The 24352-nt window shown below is 71.8% G+C and carries 18 protein-coding genes and 1 tRNA gene; 11 read left to right on the top strand and 8 right to left on the bottom strand.

Translation table 11 applies throughout. From position 1 onward, the window contains the following. Window positions 1-43: 43 nt before the first annotated feature. Both ACZ4TO_RS04365 and ACZ4TO_RS04360 read left to right on the top strand, forming a co-directional pair. Window positions 44-967: a LysR family transcriptional regulator gene (locus ACZ4TO_RS04365; protein WP_468023385.1), complete on the top strand. Its 924-nt coding sequence runs from the start codon at window positions 44-46 to the stop codon at window positions 965-967. 148 nt (window positions 968-1115) lie between these two features. After that, a tRNA-Pro gene (locus ACZ4TO_RS04360) sits at window positions 1116-1189 on the top strand. Window positions 1190-1328: 139 nt separating this feature from the next. On the opposite strand, the gene ACZ4TO_RS04355 is transcribed toward ACZ4TO_RS04360, so the two are convergent. After that, the gene (locus ACZ4TO_RS04355) at window positions 1329-2996 is read right to left on the bottom strand and encodes an FAD-dependent oxidoreductase (protein ID WP_468023384.1); all 1668 of its coding nucleotides are present in this window, start codon (window positions 2994-2996) and stop codon (window positions 1329-1331) included. Between the two features lie 234 nt (window positions 2997-3230). On the opposite strand from ACZ4TO_RS04355, the gene ACZ4TO_RS04350 reads away from it, so the two are divergent. From ACZ4TO_RS04350 to ACZ4TO_RS04320, 7 genes are all read left to right on the top strand, one after another. Continuing rightward, on the top strand, window positions 3231-4355 hold the full coding sequence (locus tag ACZ4TO_RS04350; protein WP_382779052.1) for a SchA/CurD-like domain-containing protein: 1125 nt from the start codon (window positions 3231-3233) through the stop codon (window positions 4353-4355). 67 nt (window positions 4356-4422) lie between these two features. Next, window positions 4423-4902, top strand: coding sequence for a cupin domain-containing protein (locus ACZ4TO_RS04345; RefSeq protein WP_382779055.1), 480 nt, complete (start codon window positions 4423-4425; stop codon window positions 4900-4902). After that, window positions 4899-6167: a beta-ketoacyl-[acyl-carrier-protein] synthase family protein gene (locus ACZ4TO_RS04340; RefSeq protein ID WP_382779058.1), complete on the top strand. Its 1269-nt coding sequence runs from the start codon at window positions 4899-4901 to the stop codon at window positions 6165-6167. Before ACZ4TO_RS04345 ends, ACZ4TO_RS04340 begins: the two co-directional genes overlap by 4 nt. Beyond that, window positions 6164-7411, top strand: coding sequence for a ketosynthase chain-length factor (locus ACZ4TO_RS04335; RefSeq protein ID WP_468023383.1), 1248 nt, complete (start codon window positions 6164-6166; stop codon window positions 7409-7411). Before ACZ4TO_RS04340 ends, ACZ4TO_RS04335 begins: the two co-directional genes overlap by 4 nt. Window positions 7412-7440: 29 nt before the next feature. Continuing rightward, window positions 7441-7701, top strand: a complete 261-nt coding sequence (locus ACZ4TO_RS04330; RefSeq protein WP_382779063.1) for a phosphopantetheine-binding protein — start codon at window positions 7441-7443, stop codon at window positions 7699-7701. A 1-nt stretch (window position 7702) separates the two neighbouring features. Beyond that, on the top strand, window positions 7703-8182 hold the full coding sequence (locus ACZ4TO_RS04325; RefSeq protein WP_382779066.1) for an SRPBCC family protein: 480 nt from the start codon (window positions 7703-7705) through the stop codon (window positions 8180-8182). A 30-nt stretch (window positions 8183-8212) separates the two neighbouring features. Then, window positions 8213-8545 carry a TcmI family type II polyketide cyclase gene (locus ACZ4TO_RS04320; protein WP_382779068.1) on the top strand — a complete coding sequence of 111 codons (333 nt, stop codon included), beginning with the start codon at window positions 8213-8215 and terminating at the stop codon, window positions 8543-8545. Window positions 8546-8639: 94 nt separating this feature from the next. Here ACZ4TO_RS04320 and ACZ4TO_RS04315 read toward each other — a convergent pair whose 3' ends face one another. The 3 genes from ACZ4TO_RS04315 to ACZ4TO_RS04305 form a co-directional block, all read right to left on the bottom strand. Continuing rightward, window positions 8640-9668 (bottom strand): methyltransferase, encoded by a 1029-nt coding sequence (locus ACZ4TO_RS04315; protein WP_382779071.1) that lies wholly within the window; start codon window positions 9666-9668, stop codon window positions 8640-8642. 35 nt (window positions 9669-9703) lie between these two features. Next, window positions 9704-10765: a right-handed parallel beta-helix repeat-containing protein gene (locus ACZ4TO_RS04310; protein WP_385039096.1), complete on the bottom strand. Its 1062-nt coding sequence runs from the start codon at window positions 10763-10765 to the stop codon at window positions 9704-9706. Between the two features lie 174 nt (window positions 10766-10939). Further along, the gene (locus tag ACZ4TO_RS04305) at window positions 10940-13159 is read right to left on the bottom strand and encodes an NADP-dependent isocitrate dehydrogenase (RefSeq protein WP_385039093.1); all 2220 of its coding nucleotides are present in this window, start codon (window positions 13157-13159) and stop codon (window positions 10940-10942) included. Between the two features lie 338 nt (window positions 13160-13497). On the opposite strand from ACZ4TO_RS04305, the gene ACZ4TO_RS04300 reads away from it, so the two are divergent. Then, window positions 13498-15051 carry a M1 family metallopeptidase gene (locus tag ACZ4TO_RS04300; protein ID WP_468023382.1) on the top strand — a complete coding sequence of 518 codons (1554 nt, stop codon included), beginning with the start codon at window positions 13498-13500 and terminating at the stop codon, window positions 15049-15051. A gap of 314 nt (window positions 15052-15365) precedes the next feature. Here the strand turns inward: ACZ4TO_RS04300 and ACZ4TO_RS04295 are convergent, their stop codons facing one another. The 3 genes from ACZ4TO_RS04295 to ACZ4TO_RS04285 form a co-directional block, all read right to left on the bottom strand. Then, window positions 15366-16451, bottom strand: coding sequence for a mechanosensitive ion channel family protein (locus tag ACZ4TO_RS04295; protein ID WP_382779082.1), 1086 nt, complete (start codon window positions 16449-16451; stop codon window positions 15366-15368). Window positions 16452-16937: 486 nt separating this feature from the next. Continuing rightward, window positions 16938-17702: a crotonase/enoyl-CoA hydratase family protein gene (locus ACZ4TO_RS04290; RefSeq protein WP_468023381.1), complete on the bottom strand. Its 765-nt coding sequence runs from the start codon at window positions 17700-17702 to the stop codon at window positions 16938-16940. Between the two features lie 137 nt (window positions 17703-17839). After that, window positions 17840-18823, bottom strand: coding sequence for a lysylphosphatidylglycerol synthase transmembrane domain-containing protein (locus tag ACZ4TO_RS04285; protein ID WP_468023380.1), 984 nt, complete (start codon window positions 18821-18823; stop codon window positions 17840-17842). 198 nt (window positions 18824-19021) lie between these two features. On the opposite strand from ACZ4TO_RS04285, the gene ACZ4TO_RS04280 reads away from it, so the two are divergent. Beyond that, window positions 19022-20926: an ABC transporter ATP-binding protein gene (locus ACZ4TO_RS04280; protein WP_382780776.1), complete on the top strand. Its 1905-nt coding sequence runs from the start codon at window positions 19022-19024 to the stop codon at window positions 20924-20926. 79 nt (window positions 20927-21005) lie between these two features. Here the strand turns inward: ACZ4TO_RS04280 and ACZ4TO_RS04275 are convergent, their stop codons facing one another. Next, window positions 21006-24230 (bottom strand): alpha-L-rhamnosidase, encoded by a 3225-nt coding sequence (locus ACZ4TO_RS04275; protein WP_468023379.1) that lies wholly within the window; start codon window positions 24228-24230, stop codon window positions 21006-21008. Window positions 24231-24352: the final 122 nt, after the last annotated feature.

The following is a 24352-nucleotide window of genomic DNA, read 5'->3' as shown; positions in this document are numbered from 1 at the left end:
TGCGTCCAACGAAACCTGCTCAGGTCTGGTATGCGTCATCGTCATGGACTTCACCGACGTCTCGCTGGTCGCCCTGCGTGTCTTCCGCGAGGTGGCCGAACGGGGCACGCTCACCGCGGCGGCCGGCGCACTCGGCTACACCCAGTCCGCGGTGTCCCGGCAGATCGCCTCGCTCGAACGGGCCGCGCGGACAACGCTGTTGGAGCGCCGCAGGGACGGTGTGCGGCTGACCGCTGCCGGACACGTCGTCCTGCGCCGGGCGGTGACGGTTCTCGACCAGATCGACGCGACGGCACGGGAACTCGCCGGGCTGCCGGCCGAGGCCGGGACGGTCCGTCTCGGCTGGTTCGCGAGCGCGGGCGCCGTCCTGCTGCCCCGTGCCGTCGCCGCACTGCGCCGCAGCCACCCGGCCATCACCGTGACCACCCGGGAGGGCAGCACCCCCGCCCTCGTGCGTGCGCTGCGGGCCGGCACCCTGGACCTGGCCCTCCTCGCCTCGGCTCCGCCCTTCCGGCCCCTGGACGGCGAGTCGCCCGCGCTCACCGTGTGGACGCTGGGAGAACGGAGCCTGCGGCTCGCGGTGCCGGCCGCCCATCCGCTCGCCGCCGCCGACTCCGTGGACATCGCCGACCTGCGGGGACAGCGCTGGATCGCCGGTTCGTCCGTCGGCGACGAGCGCCTGATGGGCGTCTGGCCCGGACTGGACGAGCGTCCCGTGATCGCCCACACCGCCCGTGACTGGCTGGCCAAACTGCACCTGGTGGCCGCCGGCTGTGGTCTGACCACCGTTCCCGCCTCGCTGGCCTCCGCCGCGCCCCTCGGCGTACGGATCCTGTCCGTGCGGGGCGGCCCCGAGGAGCGGCGTCGCCTCGTCCTCGCCTGCCTTCCGCGCCCCCTGTCGGAGCCGGCCGCCCGGCTCGCCGACGCACTCCGGGCGGCCGTGTCCGACCTGGACGAGCGGGCCTGACGGCGGCGTTCCCATCTCGCACGGCGAGCCCGGCCGGGTCGGCGACCCGCCTGCGCTGGGACGATGACAATGCGTGCGCGGTCATCCACCGACGTGCGGTAGGGTTCGGATACGCGAACGCGCGGGCCATCCCCCGCGTGAGACGCATCGGGACGTGGCGCAGCTTGGTAGCGCACTTGACTGGGGGTCAAGGGGTCGCAGGTTCAAATCCTGTCGTCCCGACTGTTGAGGTCGTGGCCGGAGGCCGTATCGGAATTCCGATACGGCCTCCGGCTTTTCTTCTTCGTACACCGTGTCGGCCACGGACGTCGGGGCCCTCCCCGGACCCGGGGTCGGGGGAGGGGCCCGCGACGACGGCGGGTCAGGCCTGGTCCAGCAGCGCGACCAGGGCCTTGCGCAGCGTCGTCCGGGGGTCCTTGGAGGGGCCCTCGGAGCGCCAGGCGACGAAGCCGTCGGGGCGGACCAGCACCGCGCCGTCCTCGCCGACGCCGTGCACCTGCGCCCAGTCCGTGTCGCCCGCGGGGACGAGGTCCGCCTCGGGGCCGCCGCCGACCCGGTACGAGTCGAGCGGGACGGACAACTGGCGGGCCGTGTCCTTCGCCGCCGCGTGCCACCCGCCGGCGCCGTCCGCCGAGCTCAGCAGCACCATGGAACGCTCGTACAGATCGAGGGTCGAGATCCGCGCGCCCGCGCGGGTCAGCCACATGTGCGGCGCCCGGCTCCCCGGCTCGCCCGTCAGCCGTACGCCCTCGGGCACGACAGGAGCGGACTGATCGGCGCCGAGGACCGCGCCCCGCGGGTAGCGGTAGGCGAGCGCCACGTTCAGGATGCCGCCCTTCCTCCCGCCGGGGCCGCCCTGCCCTGCCGCCGCCGGCTCCGGGGTGTACCCGGGGTGGCTGTGCTCCACCGAGCGCGACGAGGCGCGGGCGCTCGTCGCCTCCGCGACCGGCCGGCGCTCGGCGTCGTAGGACTTCAGCAGCCCCGGGCCGGCCCAGCCGGCCAGCACGGCGGACAGCTTCCAGGCCAGGTTGTGGGCGTCCTGGATACCGGTGTTGGAGCCGAAGGCCCCGGTCGGGGACATCTCGTGGGCCGAGTCGCCGGCCAGGAACACCCGCCCCTGCGCGTACCGTTCGGCGACCCGCTCGGCGGCGTGCCAGGCCGCCCGGCCGGTGATCTCCACGTCGAGGTCCGGCACGCCGACGGCCCGCCGGATGTGCTCGACGCAGCGCTCGTCGGTGAACTCCTCCAGGGTTTCCCCGTGTTCGGGGTGCCAGGGGGCGTGGAAGACCCAGTGCTCCTTGTTGTCGACGGGCAGCAGCGCGCCGTCGGCCGCCGGGTCGGTCAGGTAGCAGACGATGAACCGGCGGTCGCCGACCACCTCGGCGAGACCGCGCGAGGTGAACGTGAGGCTCACGTTGTGGAACAGGTCGCCCGGCCCGGTCCGGCCGATGCGCAGCGCGTCGCGGACGGGACTGCGGGGACCGTCCGCCGCGACGAGATAGTCCGCGCGGATCGTCGTGTGCTCGCCGGTCTCCCGGCTCTTGACCTTCGCCGTCACCCCTTCGGCGTCCTGCTCGAAGGACATCATCTCCGTCGAGTACCGCAGGTCGCCGCCCAGCTCCCGGGCACTGGCCAGCAGTACCGGTTCGAGGTCGTTCTGGCTGCACAGGCACCAGGCGCCGGGGCTGAAGCGGGCGAGTCCGCCGCCGGGGTCGATCTCCTTGAACAGCCACTCCCCGGCGTCGCCCACCAGGGTCGGCGTCTGCAGGATGCCGTGGTTGTCCGCGAGGACCGACGCCGCCTCCTCGATGCGCCGCTGGACTCCGGCGACCCGGAAGATCTCCATGGTGCGGACGTTGTTGCCGCGCCCCCGCGGGTGCCGGGACGTGCCCGCGTGACGCTCGACCAGGATGTGCGGCACCCCGAGGCGCCCCAGGAACAGCGAGGTCGAGAGGCCCACGAGTGAGCCGCCGACGATGAGGACGGGCGTGCGGAGACCGTTCTCGCCGGCCCCTTCGAATCGGTTCATCGATTGCCTCCAGCGTCGCCTGCGACGCGAGTCAGGGATGGGGATGCAGTTTCCATGCCCGGTGCGGGCCCGTTCGCGCGGCAGGGGCACCCGGATGGCGCGCGGTTCACTCGCCTGACCCGCGGGGCTCGCGGAGTCCCGGGCACGCGGCAACGATCAGCTCATGGCGGCCCCGGCGTTTCGGATACCGCGGTCGTTCCGGACTTCCGTGACGAAAAGGAGAGGTGTGCCGCAATGTCCAACTCGGGACGTATCGCTCAGTCGGCCTTCGACGGCTCGAAGCTTCGGGTGATCCTGCTGCTCGACCTGTACGAAGGCGCCCAGCAGCAGTTCCTCGACGCCTACGAACTCATGCGCAACCAGGTCGCCTCGGTTCCCGGACACATCAGCGACCAGCTCTGCCAGTCGATCGAGAACCCCTCGCAGTGGCTCATCACCAGCGAGTGGGAGAGTGCCCCGCCGTTCCTGGCCTGGGTGAACAGCGAAGAGCACGTCGAGACCGTCCGGCCGATGCACAGCTGCGTCCGGGACACCCGGTCGATGCGCTACAGCATCCTGCGCGAGACCAGCCCCGCCGAGCCCCTCACCCCCGAAACGGCCCGGTCGGCGCTCCAGGTCGAGGCCCGCGAGGGCAAGGGCGTCGCACGCCACGCCCTCACCTTCACCGTCAAGCCCGGATCCGAGTCGAAGGTCGCCGAGATCCTCGCCGGGTACGAGTCACCCCAGGCCCAGGTCGACGACACCACCCGGCTGCGGCGCACCTCGCTCTTCATGCACGGCAACCGCGTCGTACGCGCCGTCGAGGTCGAGGGCGACCTCCTCGCGGCCCTGCGCCACGTGTCGCGCCAGCCCGAGGTACGGGCGGTCGAGGAGGCCATCAACCCCTACCTGGAGCAGGACCGGGACCTGAGCGACCCCGACTCGGCCCGCGTCTTCTTCACCCGTGCGGCCCTCCCCGCCGTGCACCACGTGGTCGCCGGCCGTGAGGAACCCGCGAAGGTGACCCGGCACGCGCTGTTCTACCCGGCCCGCAAGGGCCGCGGCATGGAACTGGCCCGGCTGCTCGCCCACCAGGACGAGGCCGCGGCCGACGACAGGAACAGCCCGGTCTACAGCAGCACCGTCTTCCAGCGCGACGACATCGTGGTGCGGCTCATCGACATCACCGGCGACCTCGACCTCGACCCCGTCGCCTCCCTCGGCCTCAAGGGCGCCAAGAAGGCCGCCGAGCTGGAGCGCCTCCTCGACGGCCCCGCGATCGGCGTCGAGGGCTCCCTGGAGACGGAACGCAACATCAACCGCCTCCTGTCGCACGCCGACATGCTGCCCATCACCGACCGGAGCTCGGCGGGTTCCTGACGGACCGCCGCAGCCCGCGTCCCCGGACGTCCCGTCCGACGTCCTGCCACACCCGGAGGTATCAAGCATGACCAAGCAGCATCCACAGATCGTGAACCTGAGCGAGACGGAACCCAACCGCAGACGCGGGGGAGACATCCGGGCCATGCTCACGCCCGCCACGGTCGGGTCCACCAGCGGCTTCATGGGCCTCGCCATCATCCAGCCCGGCGAGCGGATCGGCGAGCACTACCACCCGTACTCCGAGGAGTTCGTGTACGTGGTCGGCGGCGCCCTCGAAGTGGACCTCGACGGCGAGGCGCTGGCGCTCCGGCCCGAACAGGGTCTGCTGATCCCGATCGGCGTGCGGCACCGGTTCCGCAACGTCGGCGCCGAGGAGGCCCGCATGGTCTTCCACCTGGGCCCGCTCGCCCCGCATCCGAGCATGGGCCACGTCGACACCGAGGAGGCCGCCCACGCCTCCGAACCCGCCCCCGCGTTCCTGTCCGGCGGAGCCGCGCACGGCCACAACGGACAGCCGTCCGAACGAAGCGGGGCCATAAAGTGACCCGCCGGGTGGCCGTCACCGGCATCGGTGTGGTCGCTCCGGGAGGCACCGGGACGAAGGCGTTCTGGGACCTCCTCGAAGGCGGCCGCACCGCGACCCGGGGCATCACGCTCTTCGATCCGGTGGGCCTGCGCTCGCGCATAGCCGCCGAATGCGACTTCGACCCGCTCGCGCACGGCCTGGACCCCGAGCTGATCGAACACGTCGACCGGTACATCCAGTTCGCCGTCGTCGCCGCCGCGGAGGCGGTGCAGGACTCCGGCCTCGACACGGACCGCGAGGACCCCTGGCGCGTCGGAGTCTCCCTGGGCAGCGCCGTCGGTGGCACCACCCGTCTGGAACACGACTACGTCCAGGTCAGCGAGTCGGGCCGGCGGTGGGACGTGGACCACCGGGCCGCCGACCCCAAACTGCACCTCGCGTTCGCGCCCAGCACCCTCGCCTCGGTCGTCGCCGAACGGTTCGGGGCCCAGGGACCGGTGCAGACCGTCTCCACCGGATGCACCTCCGGACTCGACGCCGTCGGATACGCCTTCCACACCATCGAGGAAGGCCGCGCCGACGTCTGCATAGCCGGGGCGTCCGACTCGCCGATATCCCCGATCACGATGGCCTGCTTCGACGCCATCAAGGCCACGTCGCCCGACAACGACGACGCCGAGCACGCCTCCCGGCCCTTCGACGCCAACCGCAACGGCTTCGTCATGGGCGAGGGCGCGGCCGTACTCGTCCTGGAGGAGTACGAGCACGCACGGGCCCGCGGCGCGCACATCTACTGCGAGATCGGCGGCTACGCCACCTACGGCAACGCCTACCACATGACCGGTCTCACCAGCGAGGGCCTGGAGATGTCCCGGGCCATCGACAGCACGCTCGACCAGGCCCGCCTCGACCCCACGCGCATCGACTACGTCAACGCGCACGGCTCCGGCACCCGGCAGAACGACCGGCACGAGACCGCCGCGGTCAAACGGTCCCTCGGCGAACACGCCCACCGGACCCCGATGAGCTCCATCAAATCCATGGTGGGCCACTCGCTGGGCGCGATCGGCGCGATCGAGGTCGTCGCCTGCGTCCTCGCCCTGAAGCACCAGGTGGTGCCGCCCACGGCGAACTACGAAACCCCCGACCCCGAGTGCGACCTGGACTACGTGCCGCGCACCGCCCGCCCGCGGAAGCTCACGAACGTGCTCTCCGTCGGCAGCGGGTTCGGCGGATTCCAGTCCGCGGTCCTTCTCACCGGGCCGGCTGGGAGGACACGATGAGCACGCAGCGCCCCCGGAACGCGGCCATCACCGGCATCGGTGTCATCGCCCCCAACGGACTGCGCACCGACGCCTACTGGAAGTCCGTCAGGGAAGGCCTCACCGTCCTGGACCGGATCACCCGCGAGGGCTGCGGACACCTGCCGCTGCGCGTCGCGGGAGAGGTCCGGGCCTTCGACGCGGCGGACCTCATCGAGGAACGCTTCCTCGTCCAGACCGACCGCTTCAGCCACTTCGCGATGGCCGCGACCGTCCTCGCCCTCGACGACGCGGGCCTCGGAGCGGCCGCCCCCGACGACGCGTACGACGTCGGCGTCGTCACCGCCGCCGGATCCGGCGGCGGCGAGTTCGGCCAGCGCGAACTGCAGAAACTGTGGGGCCAGGGCTCCAAGTACGTCGGCCCCTACCAGTCCATCGCCTGGTTCTACGCCGCCAGCACCGGCCAGATCTCCATCCGCGGCGGGTTCAAGGGACCCTGCGGAGTCGTCGCGAGCGACGAGGCCGGGGGACTGGACGCCGTCGCCCACGCCGCCCGCGGCGTACGGCGCGGCACCGGCGCCATGCTCGTCGGCGCCGCCGAGGCGCCGCTCGCCCCGTACTCGATGGTCTGCCAGCTCGGCTACCCCGAACTCAGCACCGTCGAGGACCCCGCGCGCGCCTACCGCCCCTTCACCGAGGGAGCCTGCGGCTTCGTGCCCGCGGAAGGCGGCGCGATGCTCGTCGTCGAGGACGAACGGCGGGCCCGCGACCGGGGCGCGGAGATCCGGGCCCTCGTGGCCGGACACGCGGCCACGTTCACCGGCGCCTCGCAGTGGGAGAGGTCCCGCGAAGGGCTCGCCCACGCCATCCGGGGCGCCCTCGCCGAGGCGCGCTGCGCCCCGGAGGAGATCGACGTCGTCTTCGCAGACGCCCTGGGCGTCCCGGCCGCCGACCGCGCCGAGGCCCTGGCCATCGCCGACGCCCTGGGGGCCCACGGCACCCGGGTCCCCGTCACGGCCCCCAAGACGGGCATCGGACGGGCCTACTGCGGGGCACCCCTGCTGGACACCGCGGCCGCCGTCCTCGCGATGGAGCACGGCCAGATCCCTCCCACCCCCAACGTGTTCGACGTCTGCCACGACCTCGACCTGGTGACGTCGAACGCCCGACCCGCCGAACTGTGCACGGCCCTGGTCCTCAGCAGGGGCCTCATGGGGTCCAACGCGGCCCTGGTCGTGCGACACGGCGGGGACCACGCCCGGTGACCCGGGCCGTACGTGAGGAGAACCACCGCATGATCACCACCGAAGTGACCGTCGACGAACTGGCCGCGCTCATGAAGAAGGCGGCCGGGATCACCGTCGACCCCCACGAACTCGCGCAGTCCCTCGACACGCAGTTCGGCACCCTCGGACTCGACTCGCTCGGTCTGCTCGGCATCGTCGGGGAACTGGAGAACCGGTACAGCCGGCCCCTGCCCACCGACGCCGAGCGCTGCAAGACCCCGCGGGAGTTCCTCGACCTCGTCAACGACAACCTCAAGGCTGGAGCCTGAAGTGGCAGGACACACCGACAACAGCGTCGTCATCGACGCCCCGCTCGACCTCGTCTGGGACATCACCAACGACATCGAGAACTGGCCGCGGCTCTTCAGCGAGTACGCGTCCCTCGAAGTCCTGACCCGGGACGGCGACACCACCACCTTCCGCCTCACCATGCACCCGGACGACAACGGCAAGGTGTGGAGCTGGGTCTCGCAGCGCACCGTGGACCGCGCCGCGCGGACCGTCCGGGCGCGCCGCGTCGAGACGGGACCGTTCGCGCACATGAACATCCGGTGGGAGTACGAGGAGACCCCGGCCGGCACGCACATGCGCTGGGTGCAGGACTTCGCGATGAAGCCCGACGCCCCCGTCGACGACGCCTGGATGACGGACAACATCAACCGCAACTCCGTCACGCAGATGGCCCTCATCCGGGACCGGATCGAGCAGGTCGCCCGCGAGCGCCGCAGCCCCGCGGCCATGCCCCGCTGACCGCCGGAAGCGGCACAGGAAGGACACCCGATGCACCACGCCCTGATCGTCGCCCGCATGGCGCCCGACTCGGCTCCGGCGATCTCCGACGTGTTCGCCGCCTCCGACCGGGGTGAGCTCCCGCACCTCATCGGGGTCAGCCGGCGCAGCCTCTTCCAGTTCGGTGACGTGTACCTGCACCTCATCGAATCCGAACGGGACCCGGGCCCCGCCATCGCGAAGGTGGCCGGACACCCCGAGTTCCGCAGCGTCAGCGAGGAACTGTCGGCGTACGTCAGCGCGTACGACCCGCAGACCTGGCGCGGCCCCAAGGACGCCATGGCGCACTGCTTCTACCGCTGGGAGCGCGACCCCGCCTCCTGAGCGGGCACCGTGACACAACCCGAGGCCGCCGGCTCCGCGATGAAGCGGAACCGGCGGCCTCGGGTTTTCCTGACGCTCAGGAGGTCCGGCCGGATCAGCCGGGGACGGTGCACTCGAAGGCGTGCAGATAGGGGTTCACCGGGCGGATCTCACCGATCACCAGGCCCGCCGCCGTGAGCCGGTCGACCATGCTCTGCCGGGTGTGCTTCGCACCACCGACGTTCAGGAGCAGCAGCAGGTCCATCGCCGTCGTGAACCGCATCGACGGGGTGTCGTCCACCAGGTTCTCGATGACGACGACCCGGGCGCCGGGCCGGGCGGCCGCGCGGACGTTCGCGAGCGCCCTGCGGGTGCTCTCGTCGTCCCACTCCAGGATGTTCTTGATGATGTACACGTCCGCCTGGACCGGAATGCCCTCACGGCAGTCCCCGGCCACGATCCGCACCCGGTCGGCCAGCGCCCCGCCGTCCCGCAGGCGCGGGTCGGCGTTCTCCACCACACCCGGCAGGTCGAGCAGGGTGCCGTGCAGGCCGGGGTGCTTCTCCAGCAGACTGGCCACGACGTGACCCTGGCCGCCGCCGATGTCGGCGACCGACTTCACGCCCTTCAGGTCCAGGAGCTTCGCCACGTCCTGGGCGGACTGTGAACTGGACGTCGTCATGGCCCGGTTGAAGACGTGCGCGGACTCCGGGGCGTCCTCGTTGAGGTACGGGAAGAACTCCTTGTCGTACACGTCCTCGAAGACGTTGCGGCCGGAGCGCACCGCCTCGTCGAGCTTCGGCCAGACGTTCCACGTCCACGGCTCGGTGCACCACAGGGCGATGTAGCGCAGGCTGTTCGGGTCGTCCTCGCGCAGGAGCCGGGACATCTCGGTGTGCGCGAACGTGCCGTCGGGGCGCTCCATGAACACGCCCTGGCAGGACAGGGCGCGCAGCAGCCGGCGCAGGGTCCCCGGCTGGGTCTTCACCGCGGCGGCCAGGTCCTCGGCGCTCATGGGCGTGTCGTCGAGGGCGTCGGCCACCCCCAGCCGGGCCGCGGCACGTACGGCGGCGGCACGGGCCGCCCCGAAGACGAGTTCCCGCAACTGCATGGACGGCGGGGGACTCTGATCGACAGTGGTCATTCAATGCCTCGTTTCTGGTGTCGTGCCGTACGTGCTCAGCACATGCCCGAGGGCTCGGAGACCTTGCAGGTGTTGCCCCGGAAGGTGTTGCCCTTGCCGGTGGTGTCGCGGTTCGCGAGATCGGACGGACCGTTGCGCAGGACCACGTTGTCGCGCACCTCGTTGCGCTCGCTGAGCGCGCCCACGAAGCTCTTGAACAGCACGATGCCGCCCGACAGCGGGGAGGTGCCCACGTTGTCCTCGACCCGGTTGTGGGTCACGCGCGTGTCCTCCGCGCCGGTGAGGACGATGCCGGAACCCTGGAGGGCGGGCAGCCGGGGAGTCTTGGGGCAGGACTTGTTGTTGGCGTGGATGTAGTTCCCGGTGACGCTCAGGTCGCCGACGCGCGGCTTGTTCTCGTCGCCCACGACGAACACCGCGGTGCAGTTGCCGGTGGCCTCGTTGCGGGCGACGGTCAGGTTCCGCACCCGCCGGACCGTGATGCCGATCCGGTTGCCGCTCATCAGGTTGTGGGCGACCACCGTTCCCTTGGTGTCGCGGGCGCCCTCCTCGGTGGTCACCGTGTTGGAGACGAAGAGACCGGCGTCGCCGTTGTCCCTGGCGATGTTGCGGACGAACCTGGTCCGCACGGACCGTTCCTCGGCGATGCCCCACTGGCCGTTCTTCTCGGAGGTCACCCTGCGCACGGTCAGCCCGTCGGTCCCCGTCGCCCACAGGCCCTGCTTCGAGAAGCCCCTGATGGTCAGTGAGGCGACGGTGACCCCGCGCACGCGCTTGGCGTCGGTCCCGGTCACACAGATGCCGTTGCCCGCCTTGGCGCAGGCGTCGGTGGCGGCGGTGTTCGGCACGATGACGGTGGACCTGGCGCTCGCGCCCCGCAGGGTCACGTCCCGCGCGGTGATGGTGACGCTCTCGTGATAGGTGCCGGGTGCGACGACGACGGTGTCGCCCGCCCGCGCCGAGTTCACGGCCTTCTGGATGGATTCACCCGGGCGTACCAGGTGCACTGACGGGTGGTCGGCGGGCAGGGCTGCGCCCACTCCCGATGCCACGACCACAGCCGTGCACGCGAGGTAGGCCATCTGTTGTCTGGTCATAGGCCGAAGCTATGAACGGGTGTTGCGGCCCGCCACCGCTGATCGCCCAGGTGGGCCGCAGCCGTCACCGTGACGCGCCGGGAGACGCCGGAACGACGCCGCCCCGGCCGGAGGATCCGGCCGGGGCGGCGTGCGCGGGGCTGTGCCCGCGAGGTGGTGCGGTGGTGCGGTGGATCAGGCGAAGGTCGCCAGCGTCTCGTTCCAGGTGGCGGACGGGCGCATGACCTTCGCGGCCTTGGCCGGGTCGGGCTGGTAGTAGCCGCCGATGTCGGCCGGGTTGCCCTGGACCGCGTTCAGCTCGTCGACGATCGTCCGCTCCTGCGCGGTCAGCGTCTCGGCGAGCTGCGCGAACGCCTTGGCGAGGTCCGCGTCGTCGGTCTGCCGCGCCAGCTCCTGCGCCCAGAACAGGGACAGGTAGAAGTGGCTGCCGCGGTTGTCGATGCCGCCGACGCGACGGGTCGGGGACTTGTCCTCGTTGAGGAAGGTCGCCGTCGCGCGGTCGAGGGTGTCGGCGAGCACCTGGGCGCGCGCGTTGCCGGTGGTCTTCGCGAACTGCTCGAGCGAGGGCACGAGCGCGAAGAACTCGCCCAGCGAGTCCCAGCGCAGGTAGTCCTCCTTGACGAGCTGCTGGACGTGCTTCGGCGCGGAGCCGCCGGCGCCCGTCTCGAACAGGCCGCCGCCCGCCATCAGCGGGACGACCGACAGCATCTTGGCGCTGGTGCCCAGCTCCAGGATCGGGAACAGGTCGGTCAGGTAGTCACGCAGCACGTTGCCGGTCACCGAGATGGTGTTCTCGCCGCGGCGGATGCGCTCGACCGACAGCTTGGTCGCCTCGACGGGGGCGAGGATCCGGATGTCCAGGCCCTCGGTGTCGTGCTCCGGGAGGTACTGGTTGACCTTGGCGATCAGGTTGGCGTCGTGCGCGCGGGTCTCGTCCAGCCAGAACACGGCCGGGTCGCCGGAGGCGCGGGCGCGGGTGACCGCGAGCTTCACCCAGTCCTTGATGGGCGCGTCCTTGGTCTGGCAGGCGCGGAAGATGTCGCCGGCGGAGACCGCCTGCTCCAGCACCACGTCGCCGGCCGCGTCGACCAGGCGGACCGTGCCGGTGACCGCGATCTCGAAGGTCTTGTCGTGGCTGCCGTACTCCTCGGCCTTCTGCGCCATGAGGCCGACGTTCGGGACGGAGCCCATGGTCGACGGGTCGTAGGCGCCGTTGGCGCGGCAGTCCTCGATCACGGCCTGGTAGACGCCGGAGTAGGAGGAGTCCGGCAGGACCGCGAGGGTGTCGGCCTCCTGGCCGTCCGGGCCCCACATGTGGCCGGAGGTGCGGATCATGGCCGGCATCGAGGCGTCGACGATGACGTCGGACGGCACGTGCAGGTTGGTGATGCCCTTGTCGGAGTCGACCATCGCGAGGGCCGGGCCCTCGGCGAGCTCGGCGTCGAAGGACGCCTTGATCGCGGCACCCTCCGGGAGCGTCTCCAGGCCCTTGAAGATGCCGCCGAGGCCGTCGTTCGGGGTCAGACCCGCGGCGGCGAGCGTCTCACCGTGCGCCGCGAAGGTCTTCGGGAAGAAGGCGCGCACGACGTGACCGAAGACGATCGGGTCGGAGACCTTCATCATCGTGGCCTTGAGGTGCACCGAGAACAGGACGTCCTCGGCCTTGGCGCGGGCGATCTGCGCGGTGAGGAACTCACGCAGCGGCGCGACGTGCATGACGGACGCGTCCACGACCTCGCCGGCCTGCACGGGTACCGACTCGCGCAGCACGGTGGTGGAGCCGTCGTCGCCGACCAGCTCGATGCGCAGCGTGCCGGCCTCGGAGATCACCGCGGACTTCTCGGTGGAGCGGAAGTCGTCGACACCCATCGTGGCGACGTTCGTCTTCGACTCGGAGGACCACGCGCCCATGCGGTGCGGGTGGGTCTTGGCGTAGTTCTTGACCGACGCGGGGGCGCGGCGGTCGGAGTTGCCCTCGCGCAGGACCGGGTTCACGGCGCTGCCCTTGACCTTGTCGTAACGGGCGCGGATGTCGCGCTCCTCGTCCGACTTCGGGTCGTCCGGGTAGTCCGGAAGCGCGTAACCCTGCGCCTGAAGCTCGGCGACCGCGGCCTTGAGCTGGGGGATCGACGCCGAGATGTTCGGCAGCTTGATGATGTTCGCGCCGGGCGTCTTGGCCAGCTCACCGAGCTCGGACAGGGCGTCCGCGATGCGCTGGTCCTCCCGGAGGAACTCCGGGAACAGGGCGATGATGCGCCCGGCCAGCGAGATGTCACGGGTCTCCACAGTGACACCCGCCTGAGAGGCGTACGCCTGGACCACCGGCAGGAACGAATACGTCGCCAGGGCCGGGGCCTCGTCAGTGTGCGTGTAGATGATGGTCGAGTCAGTCACCGGGTGCTCCGCTCCACGTCTGCAACATTGCTCGACATCAAGATATCTCGTGGGAGCCCCCGTCTCGACAGGGGTCCGTTCCGCGTCGGACGCGGAGGGGCGGGAAACGGCCGTACGGGCCGAACCGGGTCCGCCGGAGCGAATCGCCCTGATCGGACACCTCCGGCATCCCCCCGACGCCCCTCCGGCCCCGGAAAGTGAACGCGCCGGCCGGAGTGAAAACCGGTTCCGCCCGCCGGAGGCAACCGGACGGCCCGCTCAGCCGTACATGAGAGTGACCGCGCAACTGATCTTGCGGCGGATCTCCCTGCCCTCTGTCGCCCGAACGAAAGCGAAACATGAGATATCGCACCAGAGTGACGGCCCCCGCGGCCGCGCTGCTCGGAACGGCGGCGGCGCTCGCCGCCGCCCCCACCGCCTCGGCGCGGCCCCTGGCCTTAAGGCCGGATCAGGGCACCCCCGGTGCGGAGACCCTCGGCGACTCCGTCTTCCCGGCGCTCGGCAACGACGGCTACCGCGTCGAGGCGTACCACCTCGACTTCGCGTACGACGCCACGACCCGCCTGGTCGACGCCAAGGCGATCCTGCGGATCAAGGCGACCCAGGACCTCTCGCGCTTCTCGCTCGACGCGCTCGGCCTCGACGTGCGGACGGTGAAGGTCGGCGGCGTGGCCGCGGCCTTCGAGCAGGTCGGCGAGAAGCTGCGGGTCACCCCGGCGCGCACCCTGCCGAAGTCCTGCGCCGTCGTGGTCTGCGTCGAGTACGGGGCCGACCCGGCCAGGACGCTGGCGTACACCGCCTGGGTGCCGACCCCCGACGGGTTCGCCATCTGTCCCCAGCCCAACGCCGCGCACACCGTCTTCCCGTGCAACGACCACCCGTTGGACAAGGCCGACTTCAGCTTCCGCATCACCGTGCCGAACACCCTGCGCGGTGTCGCGAACGGCTCGCTGACCGGCACGGAGCAGCTCGACGGCGACCGCACCGCGTACTCGTACCGCTCGGCCTCGCCGATAGCCACCGAGCTGGTGCAGATCACCGTCGGCGACTACGTCGTCAAGGAGCGGCAGGGGCCGAACGGGCTGGGGCTGCGGGACGTCGTCCCGGTCGCACGGGCCGCCGCGCTGGAGCCGGCGCTCGCGCTCACCCCCGGCCTCGTCGACTGGCTGGAGCAGCGCCTCGGCGCCTACCCGTTCGAGACGTACGGGCTGCTGCCCTGCAACTCGGACGCGGCCAACGCGTTCGACTTCACGGGCCTGGAGACCCAGACCCTGACGCTCTACAAGCCGAACTTCCTGCTCCAGGCGGAGAACAAGATCGGCTCGCACATGATGCACGAGCTGGTCCACTCCTACTTCGGCAACAGTGTCAGCCCCGCCAACTGGGCCGACCTGTGGCTGAACGAGGGCCACGCCGACTTCTACGGGCTGCTCTACCGCTACGAGCGCGGCTGGCCCGACTCGCTCGGTCTGACCACCATGGAAGCCCGGATGAAGGACACGTACGCCCGGGGCGACCAGTGGCGTCAGTCCTCCGGCCCCGTCGCCGCGCCGAACGCCGCCAACCTCTTCGACAGCCAGCGCTACCTGGGCGGCGTCCTCGTCCTGTACGCGCTGCGCGAGCTGGTCGGCGAGGACGTCTTCAACCGCATCGAGCGCACGTTCCTGGAGCGGTACCGCAACCGCGCGGCGACCACCGCCGACTACATCGCGGTCGCCACCGAGATCTCCGGCGCGGACCAGTCCGGCTTCCTGAACGACTGGCTGTACGGGACGAAGACACCGCGCATGCCGAACCACCCGGACTGGACGGTCACCCCGGTCGTGTCGAGCCTGGTCGCGCCGCGCAACCGCGCGCCCGGCCACTACCCGGACTCGACCGCCACGCTCTGACCGCCACACGCCGGCCGCCACGTTCCGGCCGGGCGGCGTGAAGAGGGGGCCGGGCGTGAAGAAGGGGGCCGGGCGGATCACTCCGCCCGGCCCCCGACCCGTTGGCCGTCGCCCTGCCGGCCGTCGCGGTTCCGGTCCGGTGGGGGGTCGGGGCCGCGCCGGTACATCCGCCCGTCGCCGTCGGACGAGAGGTGAACGTCGGTGGCGACGGGCATCTGATGTACCGGCGCGGCCCCTCCCGCCGGATCCCGGCTGCGGGTGCGGGGTGGTGACCCGTACCCGATCCTCCGTGCCGTGTCCGGCCTCACGCGATGTCAGGGACGCTGCGCGGCCTCGCGCTGATGGGGGATGGCGGTCTCCAGGAAGCCCGCCCCGCCGGGCTGGAGCGCGACCGTCCGGGCGGGCGACGGAATCCGGATGCCCTCGTCCCGGTAGCGCTTGTGCAGGGCCTTGATGAACTCGTGCTTGATCCGGTACTGGTCGCTGAACTCACCCACGGCCAGGATCACCGTGAGACCGATGCGCGAGTCGCCGAACGTGTGGAAACGCACGGCCGGTTCGTGCTCCGGGACGGCACCGTCGATCTCGGTCATCACCTCGGCGACGACCTCGTTCGTGACCCGCTCGACGTGGTCGAGGTCGCTGTCGTAACCGACGCCGACCTGCACCAGGAGCGTCATCTTCTGCTCGGGCCGGGTGAAGTTGGTCATGTTGGTGCCCGAGAGCTGGGCGTTGGGGATGATGACCAGGTTGTTGGAGAGCTGACGGACCGTGGTGTTGCGCCAGTTGATGTCGACGACGTATCCCTCCTCCCCGCTGCTCAGCCGGATGTAGTCGCCCGGCTGGATCGTCTTCGAGGCGAGGATGTGCACGCCCGCGAAGAGGTTGGCGAGGGTGTCCTGGAGCGCGAGCGCGACGGCCAGACCGCCGACGCCCAGGGCTGTGAGCAGGGGCGCGATCGAGATGCCCAGGGTCTGCAGGACGATCAGGAAGCCGATCGCCAGCACCACGACCCGGGTGATGTTGACGAAGATGGTGGCCGAACCGGCGACGCCCGAGCGGGACTGTGTCACCGACCGGACCAGACCGGTGATCAGGCGGGCCGCCGTGACCGTCGCGACCAGGATCAGCAGGACGGTCAGCGACCGGTTCACGGTGCGGCCGACCGGCGCGGTCAGCGGAAGCACCGCGGCCGCCGCGGCGACGCCTCCGGCCACCGCCGACCACGGCACGACGGTACGCAGGGCGTCCACCATGACGTCGTCGCCGCTCCAGCGTGTGCGCTCGGCGTGCTTGCCCAGCCAGCGCAGCAGCATCCGCAGCAGGAACGCCGCCAGCAGCCCGGCCGCCACGGCTATTCCGGCGATCATCAGGTCGTCCAGGGTGACGGAGCGCTTCATCGGTGACCTCCTCGGAGAGCGGGACCGGGACCCGTACCGGGATGAGGGCCCACGGGCCGAATGTGCTGTGTCGTCACTTGCCACCTGCTCGAATCCGGGAACGCGATCATGCCCGGACGGGCGTCAGCCGTCGTCCGGGGAGACGGCTCATCCTGCCGCATCCCCCTGCCTCCCCGTCACCACCCCTACGAGGGCCAGCCCTTGACACCCCAATCCGACAGACCTCCAGCTCCGATCCGTCCACCGCGCACCCGCAGCCGGGATCCGGCCACCGCGCACCCGCAACCCGATCCGGACACAGCACACCCGCAGTCGGGATCCGGCGCGAGGGGCCGTGCCGGTACATCAAATGCCCGTCGCCACCGACGCTCACCCCTCACCCAACGGCGACGGGCGGATGTACCGGCACGGCCCCGACCCACCCACCGGCCGAAACCGCGGGTACGCGGCTACGACGGTCCCCGGCCTGCACACCCGCCCTCGCAGTCACGCTTCGCCGAACGCACCGTGGCGCCCCGCGCCGGAGGCGAAGCGGGCCGCGCCCTCCATGCTCTCCTCCAGGACGCCCATGCCGTAACGGAGTTCGGTCCGCATGGCCTCTTTCTCGACCAGGCCCTCCTGGTCGAGGACCGAGGCCCGGTCGCTGCGCAGGCAGGCCTGCGGGAAGTCGGCGATCTCCGCCGCCAGCCGCTCGGCCTCGGCGCGAGACCGGCCGACCGGGACCACCCGGTTCGCGAGCCCCATCTCGTACGCCTCGGCGGCGGCGACGGCACGGCCGGTGAGGATCATGTCCATCGCCCGGCTCGTGCCGATGAGCCGGGGCAGCCGCACCGTTCCCCCGTCGATCAGCGGCACGCCCCAGCGGCGGCAGAACACCCCGAAGACGGCGTCCTCCTCGGCGACCCGCAGATCGCACCAGAGCGCCAGTTCCAGACCGCCCGCCACGGCGTGCCCCGCGACCGCCGCGATCACCGGCTTGGTCAGCCGCAGCCGGGTGGGCCCCATCGGCCCGTCGCCTTCCTCGGCGACCGCGTTCCCCCGCTCCGTGCCGATGGACTTGAGGTCCGCGCCCGCGCAGAAGGTGCCGCCCTCACCCCAGAGCACGGCGACACGCGCCGTCTCGTCGGCCTCGAACTTCCGGAAGGCGTCGGCGAGTTCGGCGGCGGTCGGCCCGTCCACCGCGTTCCGGGCCGCGGGCCGGGAGAGGACGATCGTGGTGACGTGACCCTGACGTTCGCTGCGGACCGGCATCGCGCTGTCCCTCTCTGCGGCCGGCGCGCCCCGTCGCGCGCCGTGGTTACTCCTCGGTATCACAGCGCGCGGCGCCCCGCACGACCCAGGACGGAAACGCTCGTGACCCCTGGCGCCTGCCCCAGCCCCCGACCGGGTCAGATCACCTTCCAGCGGACCAGCGCGCCCAGGGTCAGCGCCCCCGGCAGCAGCGGCACCCACACCGTGATGATCCGGTACGCCAGCACCACCGCCGTCGCCACGGCCACCGGGCCCCCCGCCGCGACGAGGGCCACGATCAGCGCGGCCTCCACCGAACCGAGCCCGCCGGGGGTCGGCACCATCGCCACCGCGATCGTCGCCGCCAGGTAGGCGATCATCATGTGCGTGGGCGACACCGGGAGGCCCAGCGCGCGTCCCACCGAGGCCAGCCCGGCGGCCTGGAGCAGCGGGAAGGCCAGCGATCCGCCCCACAGGGCGAGGGCGCGGGACGGGCGGGTGTGCACCGAACGGGCCTCACCGAAGGCGGTACGCAGGAAGGAGAGGACGGCCGTGCGCAGCCTTCGTACGAGAGCGAGCACGGCCAGCGCGGCGCACAGGGCCACGCCGACGCCGATCAGCAGCGGTCCGAGCGCTCCGTCGGGTATCAGACCGTCGACCCGCAGCGCGTCGGGGAACGCGATCAGCAGGCCGACCAGCAGGGTCAGCCGGGCGACCGCCTCCGCCAGCAGATACAGCGCGAGCGCGGCCGAGGAGCGGGCCAGCGGCACCCCGCACACGGTCATGAACCGCAGATTGACCGCCCCGGCACCCAGCCCCGTCGGCAGCAGATGGTTCGCCGCGCCCGCCGCGAACTGCGTGGCCAGCAGCCGGACCGCGGGCAGCCGTTCCATGACCGCGCCCTGCCGGGTCACGGCCGCGGCCACCCAGGTCAGGCAGGTCGCGGCGGCCGCGGCGACGAGCCAGGGCCACTCGGCCGACCTCAGATGCCCGAAGCCCTCGGCGAGCACGGACCGGTGCCGCACGGCCACCACGAGGACCAGCGCGAGCGGGATCAGGCACAGGACCGGCCGGACGGCGGGCCGCAGGGTGAGGAAGCGGGGGAGCCGGGGCAGCGCCCGGGGAAGTCGTACGGCTGTCACATCTCGAGAGGTTTTCCACACCGCACCAACGCGAGGTTGCGGGCGCGGGGACGGAGGCTGACACGCCGGGCAAGCCGAGGGAGGCCCGCCCCGGGGGCGCCGGGTGCCGGTCTCCGGGGAGGCCCACCCGCGTGAGTGCTCCCGCCCCGATCCGTTGACCTCAACAAAGCTTGAGGTCCTACTGTCTCTCCCATGAGCATGGAGACCACAGCCTGGACACAGTTGCACAGTGTCATGAACGCCCAACAGGAGCGTCGCCCCTTCGACCGCGCGACGCTGCGCCGCATCGCCGCCTTCGCCCGCCCGCACCGCCGCCGTATCGCGCAGTTCGTCCTCCTCAGTGTGGTGACGGCGCTGCTCGCCGTCGCGACGCCGGTGCTCGCGGGGCACGTCGTGGACACCATCGTGGCCCACGGGGACGAGAGCACCGTCGTCCGTCTTTCCGTGCTCATCGCCGTCATCGCGCTCGCCGAGGCGGCCTTCGGGATCCTGAGCCGCTGGCTCTCGTCGACGCTCGGCGAGGGACTCATCCTCGATCTGCGCACGGCTGTCTTCGATCATGTGCAGCGCATGCCGGTCGCGTTCTTCACACGTACACGTACGGGAGCGCTCGTCAGTCGACTCAACAACGACGTGATCGGCGCCCAGCGCGCGTTCAGCAACACCCTGTCCGGCGTCGTCGCCAATGTGGTGACCCTGCTGCTCACGCTGGTCGTGATGCTCACCCTGTCCTGGCAGATCACGCTGCTGGCGCTGGTCCTGCTGCCGGTGTTCGTGCTCCCCGCCCGGCGGATGGGCAGCCGCATGGCCAGGCTCCAGCGGGAGGCCGCGGACCTCAACGCCGCCATGGGCACCCGCATGACCGAGCGCTTCTCCGCCCCGGGCGCCACCCTCGTCAAGCTCTTCGGGCGGCCCGGGGAGGAGTCCGCCGAGTTCGCGGCGCGCGCCCGGCGGGTGCGGGACATCGGCGTCCGTACGGCCATGGCGCAGTCCGCCTTCATCACCGCCCTCACCCTGGTCTCGGCCCTGGCACTCGCCCTCGTCTACGGGCTCGGCGGCTGGTTCGCCCTGCGCGGCACCCTGGAGCCGGGCGCCGTCGTCTCGCTGGCGCTGCTGCTCACCCGCCTGTACGCGCCGCTCACCTCGCTGGCGGGCGCCCGCGTCGAGGTCATGAGCGCCCTGGTCAGCTTCGAGCGCGTCTTCGAGGTGCTCGACCTCAAGCCGCTCATCGAGGAGAAGCCGGACGCCCGCACGCTCCCGGACGGTCCCGCCTCCGTCGAGTTCGACGACGTCCGCTTCGCCTATCCCTCCGCCGACAAGGTCTCCCTCGCCTCCCTGGAGGAGGTCGCCGCCCTCGACACCCGCGGCGGCGACGAGGTCCTGCACGGCATCTCCTTCCGCGCCGAGCCCGGCCAGACCGTCGCACTCGTGGGCTCCTCGGGCGCCGGCAAGTCGACCATCGCCCAGCTCCTGCCGCGGCTGTACGACACCGACGCCGGCGCCGTGCGCATCGGCGGCGTCGACGTCCGCGAACTCAGCGCCGTGTCGATGCGCGCGACCCTCGGCATGGTGACCCAGGACGGGCACCTCTTCCACGACTCGGTCCGCCAGAACCTGCTCCTCGCCCGGCCGGACGCCACCGAGGACGAGCTGTGGGACGTGCTGGGCCGGGCCCGTCTCGACGACCTCGTACGGTCCCTGCCAGACGGTCTCGACACCGTGGTCGGCGAGCGCGGCTACCGGCTCTCCGGCGGCGAGCGCCAGCGCATGACCATCGCCCGGCTGCTCCTCGCCCGCCAGCGCGTCGTCATCCTGGACGAGGCCACCGCCCATCTCGACAACACCTCGGAGGCGGCCGTCCAGGAGGCACTCACCGAGGCACTGGAGGGCCGCACCGCCGTCGTGATCGCGCACCGGCTGTCGACGGTACGGGCCGCCGACCTGATCCTGGTCGTCGAGGCGGGCCGGATCGTCGAGCGGGGCACCCACGACGAGCTGCTCGCGGCGGACGGGCGCTACGCGGAGCTGTACCGCACGCAGTTCAGGACCGGCCGGCCGCAGCACGAGGAGGAGATCCCGGTCACGGCGGACGCGACGCCGTAGCGGCGACGCGAACGCCGTGACCACCTGATCACCTCACCCGGCCCGGTCCGTCCGGTCCCTCCGTTCCCGCGGCCCCCGGTCAGGTGGTGAAGCGGTGCCGGCCGGAGCCGACGCGGTACACCGCGCAGCCGTCCTCCGTACGCAGGAAGGCGGCGCCGGTGTGCGCGACCGCGTCCGGGCCGCTCGCCGGGATCCACACCTCGGCCGTGGTGTTGGCCGGGACGGCGCAGGTGAGGTCGAAGCCGTCGGAGCCCTGTCGCCACCGGGTGGAGACCGGACCGTAGAGGGACGTGAACGTGGCCCGCGCGGAGGTGAGGCCGCCGCCCGGCCGGGGACGGACGACGATCTCGCGGTAGCCGGGCCCGCCCGGCGAGATGCCGGCGACGGTCGCGTACATCCACTCGCCCACCGAGCCGTAGGCGTAGTGGTTGAAGGAGTTCATGTCCGGGGTCTGGAAGCTGCCGTCGGGCCGGATGGAGTCCCAGCGTTCCCACATCGTGGTGGAGCCCTTGTCGATCTGGTAGCCCCAGCTCGGGAAGGAGCGCTGAAGGAGGAGCCGGTAGGCGACGTCGGTGTGCCCGGTGTCCGTGAGGACCGGGAGCAGCCTGGGCGTCCCGAGGAAGCCGGTCGACAGATGCCAGTCCCTCGCGCGGATCAGGTCGACGAGCCGTCCGGCCGCCGCCGTGCGCAGCGCGTCCGGAACGAGGTCCATCGACAGGGCGAGCACGTACGCCGTCTGCGTGTCGCCCCGTACCGTCCCGTCGGCGCCGATGTACGCGTTCCGGAAGGCCTCCCGGACGCGGTCGAACAGGCCCGCCCAGGGCGCGGGGTCCTCGCCCAGCGCGGTGGCCATCCGGGCCGCGAGGTCGGCGCTGTGCGCGAAGTACGCGGTGGCGATGACGTCCTTGGGCGTCTCGTCCGAGACGTTCAGCCAGTCGCCGTACCCCTCAGCGGGCCGCAGCAGGCCGTGGCTGTGGCGCTCCAGATAGCCCAGCCACGCCTTGACGGACGGCCAGGCGTCGGCCAGGACCTGCCGGTCCCCGTAGGCCTGGTACAGCGACCAGGGGACGGTCACACCCGCGTCTCCCCAGCCCGCGACCCCGTTGCCGACCGTCCCGACCATGGGCGCCACGTCCGTGAACGCGCCCTCGGCGGTCTGGCCGTCGCGCAGGTCCACCAGCCACTTGGCCAGGAAGCGCGCCGACTCCATGGTGTAGGCGGCCGTGGGGGCGAAGACGTTGATGTCCCCGGTCCAGCCGAGCCGCTCGTCGCGCGCCGGCGTGTCCGTGGGGACGGAGAGGAAGTTGCCCCGCTGGCCCCAGGTGATGTTGCTGTGAAGCTGGTTGAGCAGGGGTGCGTCGGTCTCGAACTCCAGGGTGAACGGCGCCGACGTATGCATGACACGGCCGGTCACGGCCGCCGCGGAGGGAGTCCCGGGGAACCCGGTGACCTCGACGTAGCGGAACCCGTGGAAGGTGAAGCGCGGCTCGTACGTCTCCTCGCCGCCGCCCTTGAGGATGTACGTGTCGGTCGCCGCCGCCGAGCGCAGATTCGCGGTGTAGAGGGTTCCGTCCGGGTTGAGGACCTCGGCGTGACGCAGCCGCACGGTCGTTCCGGCCTCGCCCGTGACGCGCAGCCGGACCGAGCCGACCATGTTCTGGCCCAGGTCGAACACGTGGACGCCCGGGGCGGGTTCGGTCACCTTCTCGGCGGGCCGTTCGGCGGCCACGCGCACCGGACCGTCGGACTGCGCGACGATCCGGCGGGGCGCAGCGTCCCCGGCGGCGCGGACGGCGAGCCAGGTACGGTCGTCGAAACCGGGGGAGGTCCAGCCGTCGGTCTCCGCACGCGCGTCGTACGTCTCGCCGTTCAGCAGGTCGGCCGCGACGATCGGTCCGGACGCGGCCCGCCAGTCGGTGCCCGACGAGACGCTCTCTCTCGTCCCGTCGGCGTACTCGATCTCCAACTGGGCCAGCAGCGCGGGGCGTTCACCGTACTGGTGGGGTCCGAACATGCCGACGTTTCCCGCGTACCAGCCGGGCGCCACCCAGGCGCCGACGGCGTTGGCCCCGGGCCGCAGGAGGGAGGTGACGTCGTACGTCTGGTACTGGACGCGCTCGCGGTAGTCGGTCCAGCCGGGGGCGAGCTGGTCGCGGCCCACCCGCCGGCCGTTGAGGTGGGCCTCGTACAGGCCGAGGGCCGTCGCGTACAGGCGCGCGCGGGCCACTCGCTTGGCGGGCAGGGTGAACGCGTGGCGGAGCTGGTTCGCGGCGAACGAGGCCGGGACGACCCTGCCCCAGGGGCCCGCGCCCCACGCGGCCGCCACCTTGGCCGCCGGCCAGCCGCCGTCGTCGTAGCCGTCCCCGCGCCAGTCACCGGCGGGCTTCGCGTCCGTGGCCCGCCAGGACGCGTCGGTGACGATCCGGCGCTCACCGGAGGCGGTGGTCAGGGTGAGGACTCCGACCAGGCCGGCGGGCCCCACCGTCGCGTTGGCCGCCTCCACCGCGAGGACGTTCCGCCCGGGGCGCAGCCGTCCGAGGACGTCCACGACGGCCGGGCGGCGCCAGTCCTCGTGCTCGGTCGCCAGGTCGGTACGAGCCACCTCGGCGCCGTTGACCGAGAGCGAGAAAACGTTGTCGGCGCTGAAGGCGATCTTCGCCGCCGTGACACCGTCGGGAACGTCGACGACCCGCCGGAACCACCGCGTGGCCGCCGGGGCGCTGCTCGCCGGATCACCTTCGGGGAACCAGATCCAGGCGCTGCCCTCCAGGGAGGGCGCGTCCGTGAGGGCGGGAGGAGCCGAGACCCACTCCGCCGACCACGGCGTGTCCAGGAGACCCGTCTCCCACCAGGACGGCGCGCTCCAGCCGGAGGCCGCGCCGTCGGTGTCCCAGACCCGCACGGACCAGAAGTAGCGGGTCCGCGGGGCGAGCCGGGGACCGGCGTAGGGGACGAGGACGGACTGGTCGGACGTCACCTTTCCGCTGTCCCACACGTCGGGCCGGGACAGGCCGGACGCGCTGGTGGCCACCCGGATCCGGTACGCGCTCTGTCGCGTCCCCGGCGCGTCCGAGACCATCGGCCAGCTCAGCCGGGGGTGCTGGGTGTCGAGCCCCAGGGGGTGCTCGACGTACTCGACGGTCGGAGCGGTGACGCGCGGGGCCGAGCGCCGTGCGCGCGGGCCGGCCGGTGCGGATGCCGACGAGGGCGAGGCCGCGGCTGCCGGTCCCGCTCCCGCGGCCGTCGCCGCGACGACACCCGCCGCACCGGCCGCGCCCGCCAGGATGTTCCTCCTGCTGATCAACTGGGGCCCCTCACCTAGGAGTTATGAATCGTTTCACGGCGGTGAAGGTAGGGGCGGGGGAGGTGGCGGTCAACAAGTGCGGCGGTATTTTCCGGAAATCGGCCATGCTTATCCGTGTCATC

This window comes from Streptomyces sp. NPDC028298 (genome assembly GCF_055565895.1).
This window is presented reverse-complemented; position numbering and strand designations above follow the sequence as displayed.

What these genes read in the sequence shown, in the direction of transcription:
- ACZ4TO_RS04355 (WP_468023384.1), bottom strand. Translation starts at nt 2,996, where the DNA reads ATGAACCGATTCGAAGGGGCCGGCGAGAACGGTCTCCGCACGCCCGTC.
- ACZ4TO_RS04320 (WP_382779068.1), top strand. Translation starts at nt 8,213, where the DNA reads ATGCACCACGCCCTGATCGTCGCCCGCATGGCGCCCGACTCGGCTCCG.
- ACZ4TO_RS04310 (WP_385039096.1), bottom strand. Translation starts at nt 10,765, where the DNA reads ATGACCAGACAACAGATGGCCTACCTCGCGTGCACGGCTGTGGTCGTG.
- ACZ4TO_RS04300 (WP_468023382.1), top strand. Translation starts at nt 13,498, where the DNA reads ATGAGATATCGCACCAGAGTGACGGCCCCCGCGGCCGCGCTGCTCGGA.
- ACZ4TO_RS04280 (WP_382780776.1), top strand. Translation starts at nt 19,022, where the DNA reads ATGGAGACCACAGCCTGGACACAGTTGCACAGTGTCATGAACGCCCAA.
- ACZ4TO_RS04330 (WP_382779063.1), top strand. Translation starts at nt 7,441, where the DNA reads ATGATCACCACCGAAGTGACCGTCGACGAACTGGCCGCGCTCATGAAG.
- ACZ4TO_RS04335 (WP_468023383.1), top strand. Translation starts at nt 6,164, where the DNA reads ATGAGCACGCAGCGCCCCCGGAACGCGGCCATCACCGGCATCGGTGTC.
- ACZ4TO_RS04365 (WP_468023385.1), top strand. Translation starts at nt 44, where the DNA reads ATGGACTTCACCGACGTCTCGCTGGTCGCCCTGCGTGTCTTCCGCGAG.
- ACZ4TO_RS04290 (WP_468023381.1), bottom strand. Translation starts at nt 17,702, where the DNA reads ATGCCGGTCCGCAGCGAACGTCAGGGTCACGTCACCACGATCGTCCTC.
- ACZ4TO_RS04315 (WP_382779071.1), bottom strand. Translation starts at nt 9,668, where the DNA reads ATGACCACTGTCGATCAGAGTCCCCCGCCGTCCATGCAGTTGCGGGAA.
- ACZ4TO_RS04345 (WP_382779055.1), top strand. Translation starts at nt 4,423, where the DNA reads ATGACCAAGCAGCATCCACAGATCGTGAACCTGAGCGAGACGGAACCC.
- ACZ4TO_RS04350 (WP_382779052.1), top strand. Translation starts at nt 3,231, where the DNA reads ATGTCCAACTCGGGACGTATCGCTCAGTCGGCCTTCGACGGCTCGAAG.
- ACZ4TO_RS04295 (WP_382779082.1), bottom strand. Translation starts at nt 16,451, where the DNA reads ATGAAGCGCTCCGTCACCCTGGACGACCTGATGATCGCCGGAATAGCC.